This window comes from Nevskiales bacterium (genome assembly GCA_035574475.1).
In the GTDB taxonomy this organism is placed as follows: domain Bacteria; phylum Pseudomonadota; class Gammaproteobacteria; order Nevskiales; family DATLYR01; genus DATLYR01.
On the sequence record DATLYR010000130.1, the window covers coordinates 1 to 17,648 of the forward strand.

The 17,648-nt window shown below is 67.6% G+C and carries 16 protein-coding genes; 6 read left to right on the forward strand and 10 right to left on the reverse strand.

Going from position 1 to position 17,648, the window contains the following annotated elements; genetic code table 11:
• The 5 genes from VNJ47_07515 to rlmJ form a co-directional block, all read left to right on the forward strand.
• Window positions 1–592 (forward strand): RHS repeat-associated core domain-containing protein (locus tag VNJ47_07515; GenBank protein ID HXG28679.1); only part of this gene is annotated, 592 nt, incomplete at its 5' end.
• On the forward strand, window positions 589–939 hold the full coding sequence (locus VNJ47_07520; protein HXG28680.1) for a hypothetical protein: 351 nt from the start codon (window positions 589–591) through the stop codon (window positions 937–939). The genes VNJ47_07515 and VNJ47_07520, both read left to right, overlap by 4 nt.
• Before the next feature lie 151 nt (window positions 940–1,090).
• Window positions 1,091–2,191 carry an efflux RND transporter periplasmic adaptor subunit gene (locus VNJ47_07525; GenBank protein ID HXG28681.1) on the forward strand — a complete coding sequence of 367 codons (1,101 nt, stop codon included), beginning with the start codon at window positions 1,091–1,093 and terminating at the stop codon, window positions 2,189–2,191.
• 9 nt (window positions 2,192–2,200) lie between these two features.
• Window positions 2,201–5,272 (forward strand): efflux RND transporter permease subunit, encoded by a 3,072-nt coding sequence (locus tag VNJ47_07530; GenBank protein HXG28682.1) that lies wholly within the window; start codon window positions 2,201–2,203, stop codon window positions 5,270–5,272.
• Entirely contained in the window at window positions 5,272–6,111 is an 840-nt protein-coding gene (gene rlmJ, locus VNJ47_07535) for a 23S rRNA (adenine(2030)-N(6))-methyltransferase RlmJ (protein HXG28683.1), read from the forward strand. The genes VNJ47_07530 and rlmJ overlap by 1 nt, the downstream gene beginning before the upstream one ends.
• A 17-nt stretch (window positions 6,112–6,128) precedes the next feature.
• Here the strand turns inward: rlmJ and VNJ47_07540 are convergent, their stop codons facing one another.
• From VNJ47_07540 to VNJ47_07575, 8 genes are all read right to left on the reverse strand, one after another.
• Window positions 6,129–6,833 carry an alpha/beta fold hydrolase gene (locus VNJ47_07540; protein HXG28684.1) on the reverse strand — a complete coding sequence of 235 codons (705 nt, stop codon included), beginning with the start codon at window positions 6,831–6,833 and terminating at the stop codon, window positions 6,129–6,131.
• 24 nt (window positions 6,834–6,857) lie between these two features.
• Complete coding sequence (locus VNJ47_07545) at window positions 6,858–8,072, reverse strand: MFS transporter (GenBank protein ID HXG28685.1); 1,215 nt, start codon at window positions 8,070–8,072, stop codon at window positions 6,858–6,860.
• Window positions 8,069–9,469 carry a chitobiase/beta-hexosaminidase C-terminal domain-containing protein gene (locus VNJ47_07550; protein ID HXG28686.1) on the reverse strand — a complete coding sequence of 467 codons (1,401 nt, stop codon included), beginning with the start codon at window positions 9,467–9,469 and terminating at the stop codon, window positions 8,069–8,071. Before VNJ47_07550 ends, VNJ47_07545 begins: the two co-directional genes overlap by 4 nt.
• A gap of 156 nt (window positions 9,470–9,625) precedes the next feature.
• Window positions 9,626–10,828, reverse strand: a complete 1,203-nt coding sequence (locus tag VNJ47_07555) for a transporter (GenBank protein ID HXG28687.1) — start codon at window positions 10,826–10,828, stop codon at window positions 9,626–9,628.
• On the reverse strand, window positions 10,819–12,015 hold the full coding sequence (locus VNJ47_07560; GenBank protein HXG28688.1) for a transporter: 1,197 nt from the start codon (window positions 12,013–12,015) through the stop codon (window positions 10,819–10,821). Before VNJ47_07560 ends, VNJ47_07555 begins: the two co-directional genes overlap by 10 nt.
• An 82-nt stretch (window positions 12,016–12,097) precedes the next feature.
• The gene (locus tag VNJ47_07565; protein HXG28689.1) at window positions 12,098–13,633 is read right to left on the reverse strand and encodes a long-chain fatty acid--CoA ligase; all 1,536 of its coding nucleotides are present in this window, start codon (window positions 13,631–13,633) and stop codon (window positions 12,098–12,100) included.
• A complete protein-coding gene (locus tag VNJ47_07570) occupies window positions 13,630–14,634 on the reverse strand; it encodes a 3-oxoacyl-ACP synthase (protein HXG28690.1) in 1,005 nt (334 codons plus the stop codon). The genes VNJ47_07565 and VNJ47_07570 overlap by 4 nt, the downstream gene beginning before the upstream one ends.
• Window positions 14,631–15,209, reverse strand: a complete 579-nt coding sequence (locus tag VNJ47_07575; GenBank protein ID HXG28691.1) for a TetR/AcrR family transcriptional regulator — start codon at window positions 15,207–15,209, stop codon at window positions 14,631–14,633. Before VNJ47_07575 ends, VNJ47_07570 begins: the two co-directional genes overlap by 4 nt.
• A 239-nt stretch (window positions 15,210–15,448) precedes the next feature.
• On the opposite strand from VNJ47_07575, the gene phbB reads away from it, so the two are divergent.
• Window positions 15,449–16,177: an acetoacetyl-CoA reductase gene (gene phbB / locus VNJ47_07580; GenBank protein HXG28692.1), complete on the forward strand. Its 729-nt coding sequence runs from the start codon at window positions 15,449–15,451 to the stop codon at window positions 16,175–16,177.
• Between the two features lie 37 nt (window positions 16,178–16,214).
• Here phbB and VNJ47_07585 read toward each other — a convergent pair whose 3' ends face one another.
• On the reverse strand, window positions 16,215–16,991 hold the full coding sequence (locus VNJ47_07585) for a heme ABC transporter ATP-binding protein (GenBank protein HXG28693.1): 777 nt from the start codon (window positions 16,989–16,991) through the stop codon (window positions 16,215–16,217).
• Window positions 16,991–17,648, reverse strand: a 658-nt coding sequence (locus tag VNJ47_07590; GenBank protein HXG28694.1) for an iron ABC transporter permease, incomplete at its 5' end; no start/stop codon positions are given. The genes VNJ47_07590 and VNJ47_07585, both read right to left, overlap by 1 nt.

Consider the following 17,648-nt stretch of genomic DNA (forward strand, 5'->3'; position numbering starts at 1 on the left):
AAACGACTTTGGCTATACCGGCCATTTCACCCATCATTCGAGTGGCCTGGCCCTGGCGCCGTACCGGGCCTATGATCCCGACCTTGCCCGCTGGTTGTCACGGGATCCGATCGGCGAGGCGGGGGGCATCAATCTGTACGCTTATGTCATGGGGAATCCAGTTAGTGCTGTGGATTCCCTTGGTCTTCAAACCTGTTTGTTGACAACAGTCGGTCCTGCTGGAATCCGAGATCATTCTGCGGTTTACACAACAGGAGGAGATGCCGGTGAACCGGCGCTTTACGATCCAGCCGGGTCGTATGGCGCCGCGAATGGCGGTGGTAGTAGTGGCCTTGTGACCGGCGATGCTGCAAACATCGCGAAATTCAAGGCGTTTCATGAAGGCCAAAAAGTAGAGTCCACTTGCAAGGACACGTCTCAGGAGGAAGAAGAGAGCATCATCAAAAAGGCCGTAGATCTACCTGCAGCAGCACCATTCCAGTGCGCAGTTATGTCGTCGTCAGCACTAAGTGGGCAGCCTTCTTTCCCACATGTGAAGGCGGGTACTTTCTGGCCTGGAAACTTGCTACGGCAATTTAGGAAAGGTCAGTGAACACGCCGCTTGTCAGTGCGCTGATCTACCTGCTTGGCTTCATAGGTCTTGCTTCTATCGGCCTTATTCCACTTCGGTCCTGGCAAGTATTGAGGGATATGTTTAGAAGCAATCCGCGTCAGGTGCAAAGAACAGTACTGGGCGTCCTCGCTGTATTAATAACAATGGGGGCGTTATTCAGCGACGCGCAAATCACAGCACGCATTTTTAAGTGTCTTACTGAAACCTACTGCGGTCCGGGCGTTGCAAGCGGATGGACTTATCTAGCGATGCTTGGTGTTGTGCATTTGGTTTTTGAGGCTGTAATTTTTGTAATACAACAGAAGAGCGGCCATCACAACGGTTGACCCAGGGGAGTATGAGGGCTTGGGCTGGGACGGGCTGACCGGCCGAGTTCCTTTTGCATTCCAGGTCGACGACTTTGCGAATAATCTCGCCAGCACCCTCTTTCTTCAATAGACTGGGAACCCGGCGCCGGCGTCGAACTCTCAGTCTTGCATGAGAAAAATCATCCCCCTGGTGGTCCTGGCCCTGCTTGCCGCGGGGGTCTACGGCTGGCGGCAGCGCGGCAGCAGCCCGTCGCCGGCCAATGCGGCGGCGCCAGCCGCGGTCAATACCCGGGCCACTGCGGTTGCGGTCGAGGCCGAGCCGGTCACGGTGGGGCCGCTGGCGCAGGAGATCACCGCCGTCGGCGCGCTGCGCGCCAACGAGTCGGTCGTGCTGCGTCCCGAGATCGCCGGGCGCGTGGCGCGCATCAGCCTGGAGGAGGGCGCGCCGGTGCGCCGCGGGCAGCTGCTGCTGGTGCTGGACGACGCCGTGTACCGCGCCGAGCTGGCGCAGGCCGAGGCCAACCTCGACCGCAGCCGTCGGCTGCGCGACAGCGGCAGCAAGCTGTTCGCCGACAACTACATCAGCAGCACGGAAATGGACGCCCTGCAGACCGCGGTCAAGGTGGACGAGGCGGCGGTGGCGCTGGCGCGCGCGCGCCTGGACAAAACCCGCATCACCGCGCCCTTCGACGGCGTGCTCGGGCTGCGGCGCGTGAGCGTGGGCGATTATCTCAATCCCGGCCAGGACATCGCCAACCTCGAGGACATCACCCCCATCAAGCTGGATTTCCGCGTGCCGGAGACCTATCTCGCGGTGCTGCGGACCGGCCAGGCTCTGAGCGTGCGCGTGGATGCGTTCCCGGACCAGGTCTTCACCGGGCAAGTGGTCGCGATCGACCCGCGCGTCGCGGCCGAGGACCGCAGCGTCGCCATCCGCGGCGAGCTGCCCAACGCCGACGCGCGCCTGCGGCCCGGCCTGTTCGCGCGCGTGAACCTGGTGCTGGACACGCGTACCGGGGCCCTGACCGTGCCGGAACAGGCGATCGTGCCGCAGGGCGACGGGCATTTCGTCTATCGCGTGATCGAGGGCAAGGCCGTGCGCACGCCGGTGACGCTGGGCCTGCGCCAGGCCGGGCGCGTGGAGATTCTCTCCGGGCTGGGCGCGGGTGACGTGGTCGTCACCGCCGGGCACCTCAAGCTGGCGGACGGCAAGCCGGTCAGCGTCATCCAGCCGCCACCGGCCGCGGCGGCTGCGGTGGCGGCGCCCTAGGCAGCAGCCGTGGTCCTGTCCGACGTCTGCATCCGCCGGCCGGTGTTCGCCACCGTGCTGAGCCTGCTGCTGGTGCTGGTGGGGCTGATCGCCTACCAGCGCCTGAGCGTGCGCGAGTATCCCAATATCGATCCGCCGGTGATCACGGTCGAGACGCGCTATCGCGGCGCCAGCGCCGAAATCGTCGAGACCCAGGTCACCAAGGTGCTCGAGGAATCGCTCGCGGGCATCGACGGCATCGACATCATGACCTCGATCAGCCGCGAGGAACAAAGCCAGATCACGGTCACCTTCAAGCTCAACCGCGACCCGGACGGCGCCGCCAGCGACGTGCGCGACCGCGTGGGACGCATGCGCCAGCAGCTGCCGGACGAGATCGACGAGCCGGTGATCCAGAAGACCGAGGCCGACGCCAACCCGATCATCTGGGTCGCGCTGTCCAGCGACCGGCATACGCCGCTGGAGGTCAGCGACACGGCCGATCGTGTGGTCAAGGACCGGCTGCAGACCCTGCCCGGCGTGGCGCTGGTGCGCATCTTCGGCGAGCGCCGCTACGCGATGCGCCTGTACCTGGATCCCGAGCGGCTGGCCGGGCACGGCCTGACCGTGCAGGACGTGGAGGACGCACTGCGCGCGCAGAACGTGGAGCTGCCGGCCGGGCGCATCGAGAGCCGCCAGCGCGAGTTCACGGTGCTGTCCGCCACCGACCTCAATACGCCGCAGGAATTCAACGACCTCATCATCCGCGAGAGCGACCCGGCCCGCGGCGCCTACCTGGTGCGGCTGCGCGACGTCGGCCGCGCCGAACTGGGGCCGGCCGACGAGCGGCGCATCGCGCGCTTCAACGGCCGGGACGCGATCGGCATGGGCGTCATCAAGCAGGCCACCGCCAACCCGCTGGACGTGTCACGTGCGGTGCGCGGGGTGCTGCCGGAGGTGCAGCGCATCCTGCCCGAGGGCATGCGCATCGACGTCGCCAACGACACCAGCCTGTTCATCGAGCGCTCGATCGAGAACGTGTACGAATCCATCGGCGAGGCGATCGTGCTGGTGGTGCTGATCATCTTTTTCTTCCTGCGCTCGTTCCGCGCCACGCTCATCCCGCTGGTGACCATCCCGGTGTCGCTGATCGGCAGCTTCGCGATCATGTACTTGGCGGGCTTCAGCGTGAATACGCTCACGCTGCTGGCGATGGTGCTGGCCATCGGCCTGGTGGTGGACGACGCCATCGTCATGCTCGAGAACATCCACCGCCACGTGGAGCAGGGCATGCCGCCCCTGCAGGCGGCCCGGGTGGGCAGCAAGGAAATCGGTTTTGCCGTCATCGCCATGACCCTGACGCTGGCGGCGGTGTTCGCGCCGGTCGGCTTCCTGGTCGGCACCACCGGGCGGCTGTTCACCGAGTTCGCCTGGACGCTGGCGGCGACGGTGCTGGTGTCGGGCTTCGTGGCGCTGAGCCTGTCGCCGATGATGTGCTCGCGCCTGCTGCGCCACGAAGAACGGCACGGCGCGGTGTACAACGTCATCGAAGGCCGCATCGACGCCCTGACCCAGGCTTACCGGCGCCTGCTGCTGCGCGGGCTCGATTCGCGCCTGCTGGTGCTGATGGTCGGCGGCCTGGTGGCGGCCTCGGCGGTATGGCTGTTCACCAGCATCAAGGAGGAGCTGGCGCCGACCGAGGACCGCGGCAACATCGTCGGCCGCTTCGTCGCGCCCGAGGGCGCGACCGTCGAGTACACCGACCGCTACGCGCGCCAGATCGAGCAGTACGCCCTGGCGCTGCCCGAGGTCAACCGCGCCTTCGTGGTGTCGGGTTTCCCCACCGTGACCGAGGGCATCGCCATCATCCGTCTGGTGGACTGGGCCGAGCGCGAGCGCAGCCAGCAGGACCTGGTGCGCGAGCTGGGGCCCAAGCTGCAGGCGCTGCCTGGCGTGCAGGCCTTCGCCGTCAACCCGCCCTCGCTCGGCCAGCAGATCCGCAATCGGCCGCTGGAGGTCGTCATCAAGACCACCGACAGCTACGAGGCGCTGGCCGTGGCCGTGGATCGCATGATGCAGCGGATCGCGGAGAACCCCGGCATCCAGGGGCCGGATACCGACCTCAAGCTCAACAAGCCGCAGATCCGTGTCAGCCTGGACCGCGACAAGGCCGCCGCGATGGGCGTGGATGTCGCCACCGTGGGCCGCACGCTCGAAACCCTGCTCGGTGGCCGGCAGGTGACCCGCTTCAAGCAGGCCGGCGAGCAGTACGACGTGATCGTGCAGCTGGCCGATGCCGACCGGCGCACGCCCGCCGACGTCAACCGTCTGTACGTGCGCGGCAGCGAGGGCGCCATGATCCCGCTGTCCAACCTGGTCAGCCTGCGCGAGTCGGTGGCGCCCAAGGAGCTCAACCACTTCAGCCAGCTGCGCGCGGCGCGCATCAGCGCCAACCTGGCGCCCGACTACGCGCTGGGCGAGGCGCTGGCGTACGTCGAGGCGGTGGCGCAGGAACAACTGCCGCCGTCCATGCAGCTCGACTATGCGGGCCTGTCGCGCGAGTTCAAGCAGTCTAGCGCGGAACTGTACTTCACCTTCCTGCTGGCGCTGGCCTTCATCTACCTGGTGCTGGCGGCGCAGTTCGAGAGCTTCGTGGACCCGCTGATCATCATGCTCACCGTGCCGCTGTCCATGGCCGGTGCGCTGCTCATGCTCAAACTCACCGGTGGTACGCTCAACATCTACAGCAAGGTCGGCCTGATCACCCTGATCGGCCTGATCACCAAGCACGGCATCCTGATCGTGGAGTTCGCCAACCAGCTGCAGGCCGCCGGGCGCAATATCCACGACGCCGTGGTCGAGGCCGCGGTGCTGCGCCTGCGTCCGATCCTGATGACCACCGGCGCCATGGTGCTGGGCGCGCTGCCGCTGGCGATCGCAACAGGCGCCGGCGCCGAGAGTCGCCAGGCCATCGGCGGTGTCATCATCGGCGGCCTGCTGGTCGGCACCTTCTTCACGCTGTTTGTGATCCCCGCCGTCTACACCCTGATCGCGCGTCGCCACGAACGCATCGAGGGCGAGGCGGAGCCGACGATCGTCTGATGTTCGGTTACCGCCACGCTTTCCACGCCGGCAACTTCGCCGACGTCTTCAAGCATGTGATCCTGGTGCAGCTGCTGCGCGCGCTGCAGAAGAAGGACAAGCCCTTCTGGGTGCTCGACACGCACGCCGGCGCCGGGCGCTACGACCTGGGCTCGGCCGAGGCACGCAAGGTCGGCGAGTACCGCGAGGGCATTGCGCGGCTGTGGGAACGGTCCGGGCTCTCGCCCGAACTGCGCGACTATCGCGAACAGGTCGCGGCCTTCAATCCGGACGGCCGGCTGCGCTGCTATCCCGGCTCACCCAGGCTGATCCAGCGCCTGCTGCGCGCGGGCGACCGGCTGGTGGCCTGCGAGCTGCATCCCAACGAGTTCCCGGTGCTGCAGGCCGAGATGGCGGGCGAGCGTAATGTCAGCATCCAGAAGCTCGACGGTTATGCAGCCTTGAAAGCCTACCTGCCGCCGAAGGAGGGGCGCGGGCTGCTGTTCATGGACCCGTCCTTCGAGATGGACGGCGAGTTCGAGCGGCTCAAGGACGCGCTGCGGCTGGTGCAACAGCGCTGGCGCAACGGCATGACCGCGATCTGGTACCCGATCCTGCATCGTGCGCCGAGCGCGCGCTTCCACGCCAGTGTGCAGCAGATGGGCCTGCCCAAGGTCCTGTGCGCCGAGCTGGGGCTGGCGCCCTACGACAGCCCCCAGGGCATGCACGGCTGCGGCCTGCTGATCGTCAACCCGCCCTGGCAGCTGGACGTGACGCTGCAGCGGGTCCTGCCGGAGCTGCTGGAGATCCTCAGGACCGGCCCGCAGGCACAGACGCGGGTGGAGTGGCTCGCGGACTGAACCCCCTGCGCCTTGCGCTACTGGATCAGGTCCACCTGGGTATCGTCGGTGTAATAGAGCAGCCCGAAATGGCCGAGCGCGAACACGTAGTGCGCGTCCGCGCCGGCGATCGCGCTGGAATGCACCCCGCCGACGGTGCACACACCGGTCGAGCAGATCACCTCATCCTGCCAGCTCAGGAAGGAATACACGTCCGTACCGAGGGTCTTGCCGTACAGCCAGTTCAGGAACGGGCTGTTGACCGACAGCCCCCAGTAGCCGCAGGTCGTGGTCGGATACTGGTAGGGATAGGTGCCGCAGGACCACAGCCCGCGATAGGCGCTGGCGATGCCGATGAAGGTATCCACCTGCGCAGCCTTGCCCAGGTCGATGATCTGCTTGGCCGCGAGCGTGGCGCCCATGGAATGGCCGATGACGTCGATCTTGCCGGTGCAGGAAGCGGCGATCGCGTTGCTGATGGCGTCGCGCACCGGCGTTTCCTCGCTGCCACTGTGGTCGTTGCAGGCCGGGCAGCTCTTCGATCCCCAGCTCGGCCGGTAGACCTGGCTGGAACTGTAGCCGCGGCTGAGCAGTTCGTTGTAGGTATTGTTGAAATCGCTCGGGTAGCGTGCGTTGCCGTGCACCAGCACCACGTTGTCGCGGCACACCGCGCCGGCTGCGCCCTGTGCCAGCAGCAGCGCGGCCCCGCCGACGATGCACAGCATGCGGATTGACAGCTTCATGTTGCCTCCTCCCGCCTCAAGCGGTCATTCGAAGTAATCCAGGTCCTTGCCGTAGGTCTCCTTGAGCGAATACAGGGCCAGCAGTGCCAGCGCATAAACGGCGACGCCGATCAGCAGCACGGCCTTGATCAGCCCCATGCCGGGCAGCAGCAGCTTCAGCAGCAAGGTGACCGGCACCACCATGGCGCGCACGAAGTTGGGCACTGAGGTGGTGACGGTGGCGCGGATGTTGACGCCGAACTGCTCGGCCGACAGGGTCATGAACACGGTCCAGTAGCCCTGCGCCAGCCCCATCACGAACATCAGCACGCAGTAAAGCTGCGGCGTGCGGCCCTCCAGCGACAGCAGCACGGCGGTCAGGGCCATCATGCCGGCGATGAAGCCGAACACCACGCCGCGGCGGTTCTTGAGCCACTCGCTGATCAGGCCGCTGGCGGCGCTGCCGAGCGCGAGCCCGGTCGCCTGCCAGCGCAGCACGTCGGCGACCGGCAGCGGGCCGGCGAGGTTCAGCGCCCGCCCGAGCTCGGGCGAGAAGTTCACGAACAGCGCCGAGACGTACCAGATCGGCACGCCCACCGCGATTACGGCCAGGAAGCGGCCGAAGCTGTCGAGCCGGCCGAACAGCAGCCGCAGGTCACCCTGGCCCCGGGCCTGCGCCTTGTGCGCATCGAACATGGCCGACTCGCGCAGTACCCACCAGCGCCCGGCCAGCACCGCCAGGCCCATGCCGCCGCCGACGAAATAGGCGGTGCGCCAGTGCAGATAGCCGCCGACGAAGGAGGCGGTGAGCGCGCCGACCAGGCCGAGGAAGGAGATGACCGTGGTGCCGTAACCGCGGAAGCGCGCCGGCAGGATCTCCGCCACCAGTGTGACGCCCGCGCCCAGCTCGCCCGCCAGGCCGACGCCGGCGATGAAGCGCAGCACGGCGTACTGTTCGACCGTGGTGACGAAGCCGTTGGCGATGTTGGCCAGCGAATAGACCGTGATCGTCGCCAGCAGCGCAAAACGGCGCCCGAACTTGTCGCCGATCACGCCCCAGAACAGGCCGCCGATCAGCATGCCGATCATCTGCAGATTGAGCAGGTCGATGCCCCAGGCGGTGTTGGCCGCGCCGGTGATGCCCAGCTCGTCGAGGCTGGCGACGCGCACCACGCCGAAGATGACGATGTCGTACAGGTCGACGAAATAGCCGAGCGCCGCGACAATCACCGAAGCGACAACCGTGCGCTGCCCGCTCATGGCTGGATGTCCACGCCCGGGTCGAACTGGCGCTGCAGGCTGTGCACGGCGTCCTGGTATTCCAGGCTGACGACGTAGCGCAGCTGCAGCGGCGCGGACCTGCGTCCATCGGGTGCGATGGCCATCGCCGACAGCGTCAGCGTACCGGGCACATAGACCGGTTTCTCGTACAGCGGCGAGCCGGAGTTGGGCAGGCTGCCGCTGGTGGTATAGACGATGAAGGCCTCGGGGTCGCTGGCTTTCAGCTCCACCGTGATCGGGTCTTCATACACGCCGGTCGGCAGGGAAGCGCTGACCGTCAGCGGTTCGGCGCCCGGCGCGCTGGCCGCGCGCGGCCGCTTGAAGCGCTGCATCGGGCTGGCCAGGCCGCTCTGCGGATCGAACGCAAAGCAGGTGGTCAGCACGCCGGGTTCCAGCGTCACCTCCGTCTCTCCGGCCGTGGCGCGCGAGGGATACTCGCCGCCGGTCGCGCAGTGCACCCGCGCAGTTTTCAGATCGGTCTTGACGCGCGCGTCCTCGTGCAGCAGCCGCGGGGCAGGGTAGTCGTCCGGTGCCGGCGGCAGCTCGCCGAGGAACTTGAGCATCGCATCCATCGTTTCCGGCACGCGCGGCAGTTCGAGATGGTCGTAATGGGTGCCATGCTCCAGGTTGTAAGCCAGGTTGTAGGCGCCCTTGAGCGCGGAGCTGTGCGCCGACCAGGGCGGGAACAGCACGTCGGCCCAGCCGGTGCCGTCATACAGCGTCATATAGCGAGTCGGCCCCGGCGCCTCGCCGCCGCGGTTGAGCTGCTCCAGCCAGGGGCTGCCGTGCGCCAGCTCGAAGGCCACCGTGCGGTTCTGGCCGCGGGCGTCCATGCGCGCGGTCCACACGCCGTGGTTGGCGCCGCAGGCGCCGATGAAATTGCGCACGCGGTGCCAGGCGTTTTCCTGCTTCATCCACTGCCGCACCACGGTCACGCCCAGCGAATGGCCGATCACGTCCACCTGCGGCACGCGCTTGCCGGTGCGGCGGTGGATATCGTTGACCACGCTGTTGATGAATTTCTCCAGCGTCGGCACGGCCAGGTCATTGCTGTCGAAGCGCCGTACCGTGTCCCAGCCATAGCCCACCGCCCACAACTCGTCGCCGGTATAGCCCTTGGCCTTGAAGTAATCGCGGGCCGGCAGCCAGTAGCGCGCGCTGACGGTGTTGCCGTGCACGAAGATCACCGGCGTGCGCGTCACGCCGCCGGGCTCGCCCGGCCGTGCGCCGCCCCAGCCGGTCACCGGCTGGTTGGTCTGGTAGGACTCCGGCGGCACGAAGCCTTCCGGGAACTCGCGCAGTACCGGCACCTCGATGCCTAGTTTCGGCAGGAGCACCTCGCGCGGCGCGCAGGCGACGATGCTCAGAATGAGCATCGTCGTCCCGGCGCAAGCAGGGACCCAGTGGCTTTTCTTCATCAGGCTCGCCACCGCCCCGGCGAAAGCCGGGGCCCAGAATCTTTGGACCCCGGCTTTCGCCGGGGTGACGGAATGGGTCGTCGCTTCCCTCAATGTCTTCATTCTTCGTTCCCCTCACGGCGCCCAGAACAGGTAAACGAAGCGCAGCTCGAAGTACGGCGAGGCGGAAACCGCCGCCGCTTCCTGCACGCCGTTCACCGTGGTCATGACTTCCGAGATCTTCGGGCCCGGCCTCAGGCTGCCGTCCGGCGCGACGGCCGGCGCGAAGACGTCGAAAGGTAGGTCGATCTGGCTGCCCTTGCCGGACAGCGGCACCGCCACGCGGGCGTTGAGCACGGCCGAACTGCGGTAGATGTAATAGAAGCCCAGCGTGCCGAGCACGCCGCGCGTCCCGCGATCCTCGTAGGTGCCGGGCTGGGGCGCCAGGAAGAACACCGCGCCCGGGCAGTCCGGCGGCGCGATGCCGAGGTTGGCGCAGCCGGTGTCCGGCGTGGTCGGCTGGTCCGCCAGATTGATGCTGGGGTTCTCGAAGCGGTTCGGGCCGACCGACGAGCGGTAAGACAGGCCGAGGTCGGCGAACCACTTCTCGCTGAATTTCCAGGTGAAGTTGATTTCGGCGGTTTCCACGTCGGCCGGCTCGGAAGGCACCAGCCCGCCATAGGCCGGATCGTCGTTCTCGCTGTTGAACTGGCGCGAGATCGTGCCGTCGATGAACAGCCGCCCGAACCAGTTCTGGTGCAGGGCGAGCTGCGGCGCCACCGTCCAGTAATTGGTGCCCGGGTTGAGCAGCGAGCGCTCGTCGTAGTCACCGACCGGGGCCTTGACCGTGGTGGCGAACAGTCCGTTCCACTGCAGCGGGCCCCAGCGGTGTACGTCGCCGTAGATGCCGCCGAGCACGAACAGATCGCCGAAGCCGCTGTTGCCCGAGCGCATGCCGAAGCGCCGGCTGAGATCGGTGACCTCGCCAGTGGCCTGCTGGTGATTGAGCGTGCCGATCACACGGAAGAACTGGTCGTGGTCCTTGAGGTACCACACATCGCTGTCGCGAAACACGTTGCCGATCCACAGGTACTTCAGCAGGAACAGCGAGGCCTGCACTTCCTCCCCGCCGCGGATGGCGCCGGAGCCGAGCGCCTGCTTGTCGCCGTTGCGGTCGTAGACCTCGTCGATGGCGGTGTAGATGAAGGTGCCTTCGGTGTACTGGCCGCGCGGCAGGCGCGAGTATTCGGCCAGGTGCGGCGTGAAGATGAAACCGGCCTGCGCCAGGCCGCAGGCGCCGGACAGCAGCGCGGCGACGGCGAGTCTTCTCAGTACCATGGGTCGCCCCTCCCGAAGCTGTAGCCGATCGTCAGCAGGACGATGTTCGAGGCGTAGCTGCGTGCGCCGCCGAGCCCGTCCACCGTCACCGACTGCCCGGAGGGTGCCGGTGCGCACAGCCCGGTCCTGACCACGCCGCAGCCGGCCGGGCGATCCTGGAAGGGCAACGTGAACTCGCCGCTCTCACCGTCCAGCGGCGCGACGACGTGCAGGCCGGCGAGCCAGTTCTGCGCCACGAACCAGTTGAGCGACAATCCGGCGCTCAGCAGCCGGGTGCCGTCGTCGCGATACTCGCCCGGGATGGGTTCTGTCCCCTCGCGGCCCGGACGCGCAGCGGGCGTATCGACGGCGAAGCGCACATCGCCGTATTCGTTGGTATCACCATCCTGGTATTGCACGAAGCCGCCCAGGTAAAGGCCGGTTGCCAGCCGCCGTGTCAGGCTGAGATCGGTGATCAGCAGGTCGCCGAGCTGCGTCGGCTCGTTGCCGCCGAAGGCCGGTTCTTCGTTGTTGTCGAAGGTTTTCCAGGTCAGGCCCGCGTCCAGCAGCCAGGCGTCGGCTGGCTGCCAGTGCAGGCCGACCGTGCCGTGGAAGGCGTACTGGTTGGTGCCGGTGTTGACGGGTGCGTCGGCGTCATAGTCGCCGCTGGGCAGGGTGACGCCGACCAGCGCCAGTACGGCGAAAGGCGTGGTCTTGCGTTCGCGCCAGTTGTCGGAACCGATGAGGAAGCTGCCGAACTCGAAGGTCAGGTCGCCGATGCCGGAGGCGTTGTTCTCGAGGCCGTTGGCGTCAATGAAAGTCTCCAGTGTGCCGCGCGTTTCGACATCGGCGGCACGGAACGTCAGGCGCGCCGTGTGCAGGCGGCTGGAGAGAAACGGCAGCTGCTCGGCCTCGAACATCGGAAAGTACCACTGGAAGGCCAGCGCGCCGCGCGTCTGCGGGAACTCGCTCGCGCCGGCGAGATTGGGCAGGCTAGTGCCGGTTTCGTCGCCGTCCGCATCGAAGACCGCATCGCGCGGGTCGTGCGCGAGATGCGCCGTGGCATACAGCCCCGGATACAGCGGCTTGTAACGGCCGAAGCCCTGCACGCTGGCGTCCTCGACCGCCCAGGCAGGGCTGGACACGAGTGCGCACAGGCCGGTGACGATCAATGTCCTCGGGAAGCCCTGCCGGGTATCTCGGCTCACCCCAGCGAAAGCCGGGGACCAGGGTCTTGAAAGTCGCTGGATTCCGGCTTTCACCACGGCGACGGAATCCATCAGGACCTTCCTAAGTCGCGTCGTTCTTCCGGGGTGGGTTGGCATGGTCTCGCTCCGTACTCGCATGGGGTGCTGTCGTTTCATATAGCTTCCTGATTTCGGGCTTCAGGATTTTCCCCGCGCCGCTCTTGGGCAGCGCGGGCAGGAACAGGAAATGCGTCGGCAGCTTGTAGCGCGCGAGCTTCGGGCGCAGGGCTTCGCGCAGCCGCTGCGCGTCTGCACAGGCGCCGGGGCGCAGCGCCACGGCGGCGAGGCCGACCTCGCCCCAGCGTGCATCCGGCACACCGATCACGGCACACTCGGCCACCTCGGGCAGCGCGTACAGTGCGTTTTCGATCTCCACCGGGAACACGTTCTCGCCGCCGCTGATGAACATCTCCTTGCGCCGGCCGGTGATCGTGAAGAAGCCGTCGTCGTCCTGGCGCGCCAGGTCGCCGGTCCACAGCCAGCCGTCACGCAGCGTCGCGGCGGTTTCTTCGGGCCGCCGCCAGTAGCCGGCGAACACATGCGCGCCGTGCAGGGTCAGCTCGCCGGTTTCGCCCCGCGCGACCGGGGTGCCGTCGGGCCGGCGGATCACGGCCTCGGTGTTGAGGATGGGCTTGCCGACCGAGCCGGGACGCTGCTCGGCGTCTTCGAGTTCCATGGCGAAACAGTTCACGCCGGCCTCGGTCAGGCCGTAACCCTGCTTGAAGCGCACGCCCTTGTCGGCGAAGTGCCGGCGCACGGGTTCCGGGCAGGGCGCCCCGCCGGCGATCGCCCAGCGCACCGCACCCAGGTCCGCGGTGGCGAAATCCGGATGCTCGGCCAGCATCTGGTACATGGTCGGCACCATGAACAGCAGCGTCGCCCGGTGCTGCTGCGCCAGGCGCAGGTACAGACCGGGGTCGAAGGCCGGCGGCAGCACCACGCGCCCGCCGAGCCAGAGCAGCGGCGTGCTGAGCACGTTGATCGCGGCGTGGAAGGCGGGCGTGGCCTGGATGGCGCAGTCGGTGTCACGCAGGCCCCAGGAGAACACGGTGTTCACCGCGTTGCAGAAGGTCTGCCGGTAGGGTAGCAGCGCCCCCTTGGGCAGTCCTGTGCTGCCGCCCGTGAACAGCATCATGTGAATGTCGTCGCCGGACAGGACCGGCGCTGGAAGATCGAGGGGCTCCGGCCCGCTCTCCAGCCAGCCGGCGTAGTCATCGAGAGCCAGCCGCCGGCCTTCGATCGCCTGCGCTTGTTCCGCGCACTGGCGGTCATGGAACAGGAATGCGGGCTCGACCTCCGCCGCCAGCTGGCGCTGCTCGGCGATGGACAGCCGGTAGTTGAAGGGCGTGTAGATGAAGCCCAGCTTGGGCGCGGCCAGGATCAGATCGATGTGCGCCAGGTGATTGAGCGCGAGGATGCCGACACGATCGCCCGGTCCGATCCCGCATGCGCGCAGTCGCCCCGCGAGTTTCGCGGCGCGCGCCTCCAACTCGCGGTAGCGATACCAGCGATCCTCGAACCAGACCGCGGGGCGCTCCGGCGTCAGCCGCGCGCGCTGGCCGATGAGGTCGTAACTCACGGCCCACCCCAGCGCAGGCAGAGCGCGTTCCAGACATAGCCGATGCCGGCGGCGACCAGCACCACCAGGTCGCCGCTATTCAGTTTGCCGGCCTTGCGCGCGAGGATGAGGCTCAGGAACTGGTCGACCTGCCCGATGTGGCCATAGTCATCGAGATAAATCGACCGGCCGGCGGCAAGCCCGAGGCGTTCGAGAATTTTTTCGTGCGCGCTGCGCTTCATGTGCAGCATGGCGATGTACTTCACGTCGGCCAGCGTGGCGCCGGACTCACGCACCGCGTCCTCGACCACGCGGCAGAAGTTGGCCAGTGACTTTTCTTCCAGCCGCGCCTTCATGCCGGCCGGGTCGCGCACCCGCAGCCGGTAGTCGGCGACATTGTCCGGGGTCAGCGGCGCGCGTGTGCCGCCGACCGGCACCAGCACGTCCTCGGAGAAGCTGCCGTCGGTGATGAAGCGCGAGGCGAGGATGGCATGTCCATGCCCGCCACGGCACACCACGGCCGCGCCGCCGCCGGCCGCCAGGTTATAAAGGAAGCGGGTGTTGGGGTCCTTGAAATCCACCAGGTCGCCATTGCGGTAGCCGCCGGCCACCAGCACGGCGTTGACGCTGGCGTCCGCGGTGATGAGATCTTTGGCGAGCTTCAGGCCCAGCACGCCAGTACCGCATTTCTGGCCGATGTCGAAGGCATAGGCATTGTGCGCGCCGAGGTCGTGCGCCAGCTTGATGCCGCTGGTCCAGACCGGATAGTCCTTGTGCTCCTCGTTGATCGAGATCACCACATCGATGGCGCCGGCACCGATGCCGGCGTCGGCCAGTGCCGCCTGCGCCGCGCGCACGCCCATGACATTGGTGTGGTCGTCCGGGCTCGGCACGGTTTTCTGCGTGATGCCCAGCTTGTCGCGCACCACGGCTTCCGGCAGGCCGCTGGCGGCGGCGATCGCGCCAGCGCTCATGCGCCCGGCGGGCAGGTAAACACCGAGGCCGGCAATGCAGGCCGTCATTTCCGTTCCGGTGCCATGCCGTGGGCAATGAAGTCGATCACGCCGTCCATCAGCCTCGGTGGCAGGCCTTTGTCGTCCCACAGGCAGTAGCGCAGGCCGAGGAAGTGCCCGAGGCCCATCAGCGCCCAGGCACGGGCCTCGGCGTGGCCGGGCCGCAGCTCGCCGGCGCGCTGCGCCTTGCGCAGCGCCTCGGCATAGGCCGCGGCGAACTCCTCGTAGTAGGCGCGGTAGCTGGCTTCGTCCACGAACAGCGACTCCTGTACCACGCGGTACAGGTTGCGGTGTTCGGCGACGAAGCGCAGGAAGGCCTCCAGGCCCACGCGCTCGGCCTGCAGGCGCGGGCCGGCATCCGCAATCGCCTGGCTGATGGCGGCGCGCAGCTTGCGCCCCATGTGCCGCACCAGTTCGCGGAAGATGTCTTCCTTGCTCTGGAAGTAGAGGTAGAAGGTCCCTTGGCCGACGTCGGCGGTACGGGTGATGTCGGCGATCGAGGCGTTGTGGAAGCCGAGCGTGCCGAAGGCCTGCTCGGCGGCGTCGAGCAGGCGGGTGCGGGTGGCTTCGCCCCGGGCGGTCACGGGTCGTTTCGAGACTGCTGCGCGGCCGTGATGCGAGGTCGTGCGGTGCTCGGAATCCTCATTGACCAACGTGTCAACTCCGGTTCCTGCGCTCCTGACTCCCTCGCCTGACGGCCGCTCGCGACGTTTGGAAACGACCCGGCTGGATGCGGCTTTGGTCCTCATGCCCCTCCAAACATGACGACTGATTCAGGTTTCAGTATGCTAGCCGGCGTCAGCGGCTGTCAACGGGGGAATCCATGACCAGGCATGCGGTAGTGACGGGCGGTACGGGCGCGATCGGCACGGAGATCTGCCGGCAGCTGGCGCAGGCGGGCCACCGTGTCACGGCCATCGGCCATCCGGCCGAGGCGCAACGCCTGCCCGCCTGGCGCGAGTCCTTGCAGCGGGACGGCTTCGGGATCGGGGCGGAGCTCTGCGATCTCTCTGACTGGGACGCCTGCGTGGCGCTGGCGCCACGCCTGGGCGAGGTGGACATCCTGGTCAACGCCGCCGGCATCACGCGGGATGCGCGGCTGGTGAAGATGACGCCCGAGCAGTGGCGCGCGGTCATGGCCGCCAACCTCGACAGCGTGTTCAACCTGACGCGCCAGCTGATCGAGGGCATGTGCGCGCGCGGCCACGGGCGCATCGTCAACATCTCATCGGTCAACGGCCAGAAAGGGCAGGCGGGCCAGACCAATTACTCGGCATCCAAGGCCGGCCTGCACGGCTTTACCCTGGCGCTGGCGCGCGAGGTCGCCGGCAAGGGCGTGACCGTGAACACGGTCTCGCCGGGCTACATCGACACGCCCATGATCCGCCAGGTGCGCGAGGAGATCCGCGTGCAGATCCTGAAAGAGATCCCGGTGGGCCGCTTCGGCACGCCGGCCGACATCGCGCGCGCCGTTTTATTCCTGGTGGATGACGCGGCCGGCTTCATCACCGGCGCGGACCTGTCCGTCAACGGCGGGCAGTACATGGCTTGATGAAACAGGCCACGGTCCGCGCCAGACGTAGGCGTGATCACACGGCAACGATGAGGGGTGCTTCGTCGCCCACCCGGATCCGCCGCACCGCCAGCCCGTAAACCTGGCTGAGCCGGTCTTCCTGAAGCACGTCCTGTGGCGGGCCGCAGCCCAGCAGCCGGCCGCCGTGCAGCAGGGCGACCCGATCGGCATAGCGCGCGGCCAGGTTGAGATCGTGCAGTACCGCCAGCACGCCGATATGCCGCAGCTTGAGCCGGTTGAGCAATCGCAGTACGCCATGTTGGTGCGCGAGATCGAGGCTGGCGGTGGGCTCATCGAGCAGCAGATAGCGCGGGGCATCCGCATCGGATTCCCAGATCTGCGCCAGCGCCCGGGCCAGCTGGACGCGCTGTCGCTCGCCGCCGGACAAGCTGGTGTAGTCACGCGCCGCCAATGGCAGGGCATCCACGGCGGCCAGCGCCGCCTGCGCGATGTGCTCATCCTGCGCATTGCCATGGCGCAGGGTATGCGGCGTGCGGCCAAGCAGCACCACCTCGGCCACACTGAAGGGGAAGCTCAGCCGGTCGGCCTGCGGCATGACCGCACGCAGCCGTGCCAGGATTTGGCGCGGCGTCGTGTCGAGGCTTCGCCCATTCATGAGTATTCCCCCGCTGCTCGGCGCCAGTTCGCCGGACAGGATTCGCAGCAGGGAGGATTTGCCGGCGCCGTTCGGGCCCAGCACGGCCAGCAGCTCGCCCGGCCGCAGCTGCAGGCTGAGGTCCTGCAGCAGCACGCGGCCGCGCAGGCGCAGCGTGGCGTCGCGGCATTCGAGCATCAATAGCCCTCCAGATGCTGCCGGCGCAGCAGCCACAGGAAGAAGGGCGCGCCGAGCAGGGTGGTGAGGATCCCGACAGGCAGCTCGGTCGGCGGCAGGGCGCAACGCGCCGCGATGTCGGCCGCCACCAGCAGCCCGCCGCCGAGCCAGGCCGCGGCTGGCAGCAGCGTGCGGTGATCGGGCCCCAGTGTCAGGCGCAGCAGGTGCGGCACCAACAGGCCCACGAAGGCGATGATGCCGGCCAGCGACACCGCCGCGCCGACGCCCAGCGCGATGCCCAGCAGCAGCCGGCGCTTGAGCCGGTCCACGTCGATGCCGAGGTGGCCGGCCTCGGCCTCGCCGAGCAGCAGCGCGTTGAGCCCGCGCGCCGCGCGCGGGATCAGCAGCAAGGGCAGCAGCATGAGCGGCGCCGCCAGCAGCAGATCGGTCCAGCCCGCTTTGCCGAGGCTGCCGAAGCTCCAGAAGTTCAGCGAGCGCAGCGCGTGGTCGTCGGCGATGTGGCTGAGCAAGCCGATGCCGGCCAGGCACAGCGCGTTGATGGCGATGCCTGCCAGCAGCACACCGGCGATGGACAGCCGGCCCTGGCGCTGCGCCCAGCCGGCGACCAGTGCGGTGGCGGCCAGGCCGCCGCCGAAGGCGGCGAGCGGCAGCAGCAGG

Excerpts from the sequence above, each read along its gene's own strand:
- VNJ47_07525 (HXG28681.1), top strand. The coding sequence starts at position 1,091 with ATGAGAAAAATCATCCCCCTGGTGGTCCTGGCCCTGCTTGCCGCGGGG.
- rlmJ (HXG28683.1), top strand. The coding sequence starts at position 5,272 with ATGTTCGGTTACCGCCACGCTTTCCACGCCGGCAACTTCGCCGACGTC.
- VNJ47_07540 (HXG28684.1), bottom strand. The coding sequence starts at position 6,833 with ATGAAGCTGTCAATCCGCATGCTGTGCATCGTCGGCGGGGCCGCGCTG.
- VNJ47_07545 (HXG28685.1), bottom strand. The coding sequence starts at position 8,072 with ATGAGCGGGCAGCGCACGGTTGTCGCTTCGGTGATTGTCGCGGCGCTC.
- VNJ47_07550 (HXG28686.1), bottom strand. The coding sequence starts at position 9,469 with ATGCTCATTCTGAGCATCGTCGCCTGCGCGCCGCGCGAGGTGCTCCTG.
- VNJ47_07555 (HXG28687.1), bottom strand. The coding sequence starts at position 10,828 with ATGGTACTGAGAAGACTCGCCGTCGCCGCGCTGCTGTCCGGCGCCTGC.
- VNJ47_07570 (HXG28690.1), bottom strand. The coding sequence starts at position 14,634 with ATGACGGCCTGCATTGCCGGCCTCGGTGTTTACCTGCCCGCCGGGCGC.
- phbB (HXG28692.1), top strand. The coding sequence starts at position 15,449 with ATGACCAGGCATGCGGTAGTGACGGGCGGTACGGGCGCGATCGGCACG.
- VNJ47_07585 (HXG28693.1), bottom strand. The coding sequence starts at position 16,991 with ATGCTCGAATGCCGCGACGCCACGCTGCGCCTGCGCGGCCGCGTGCTG.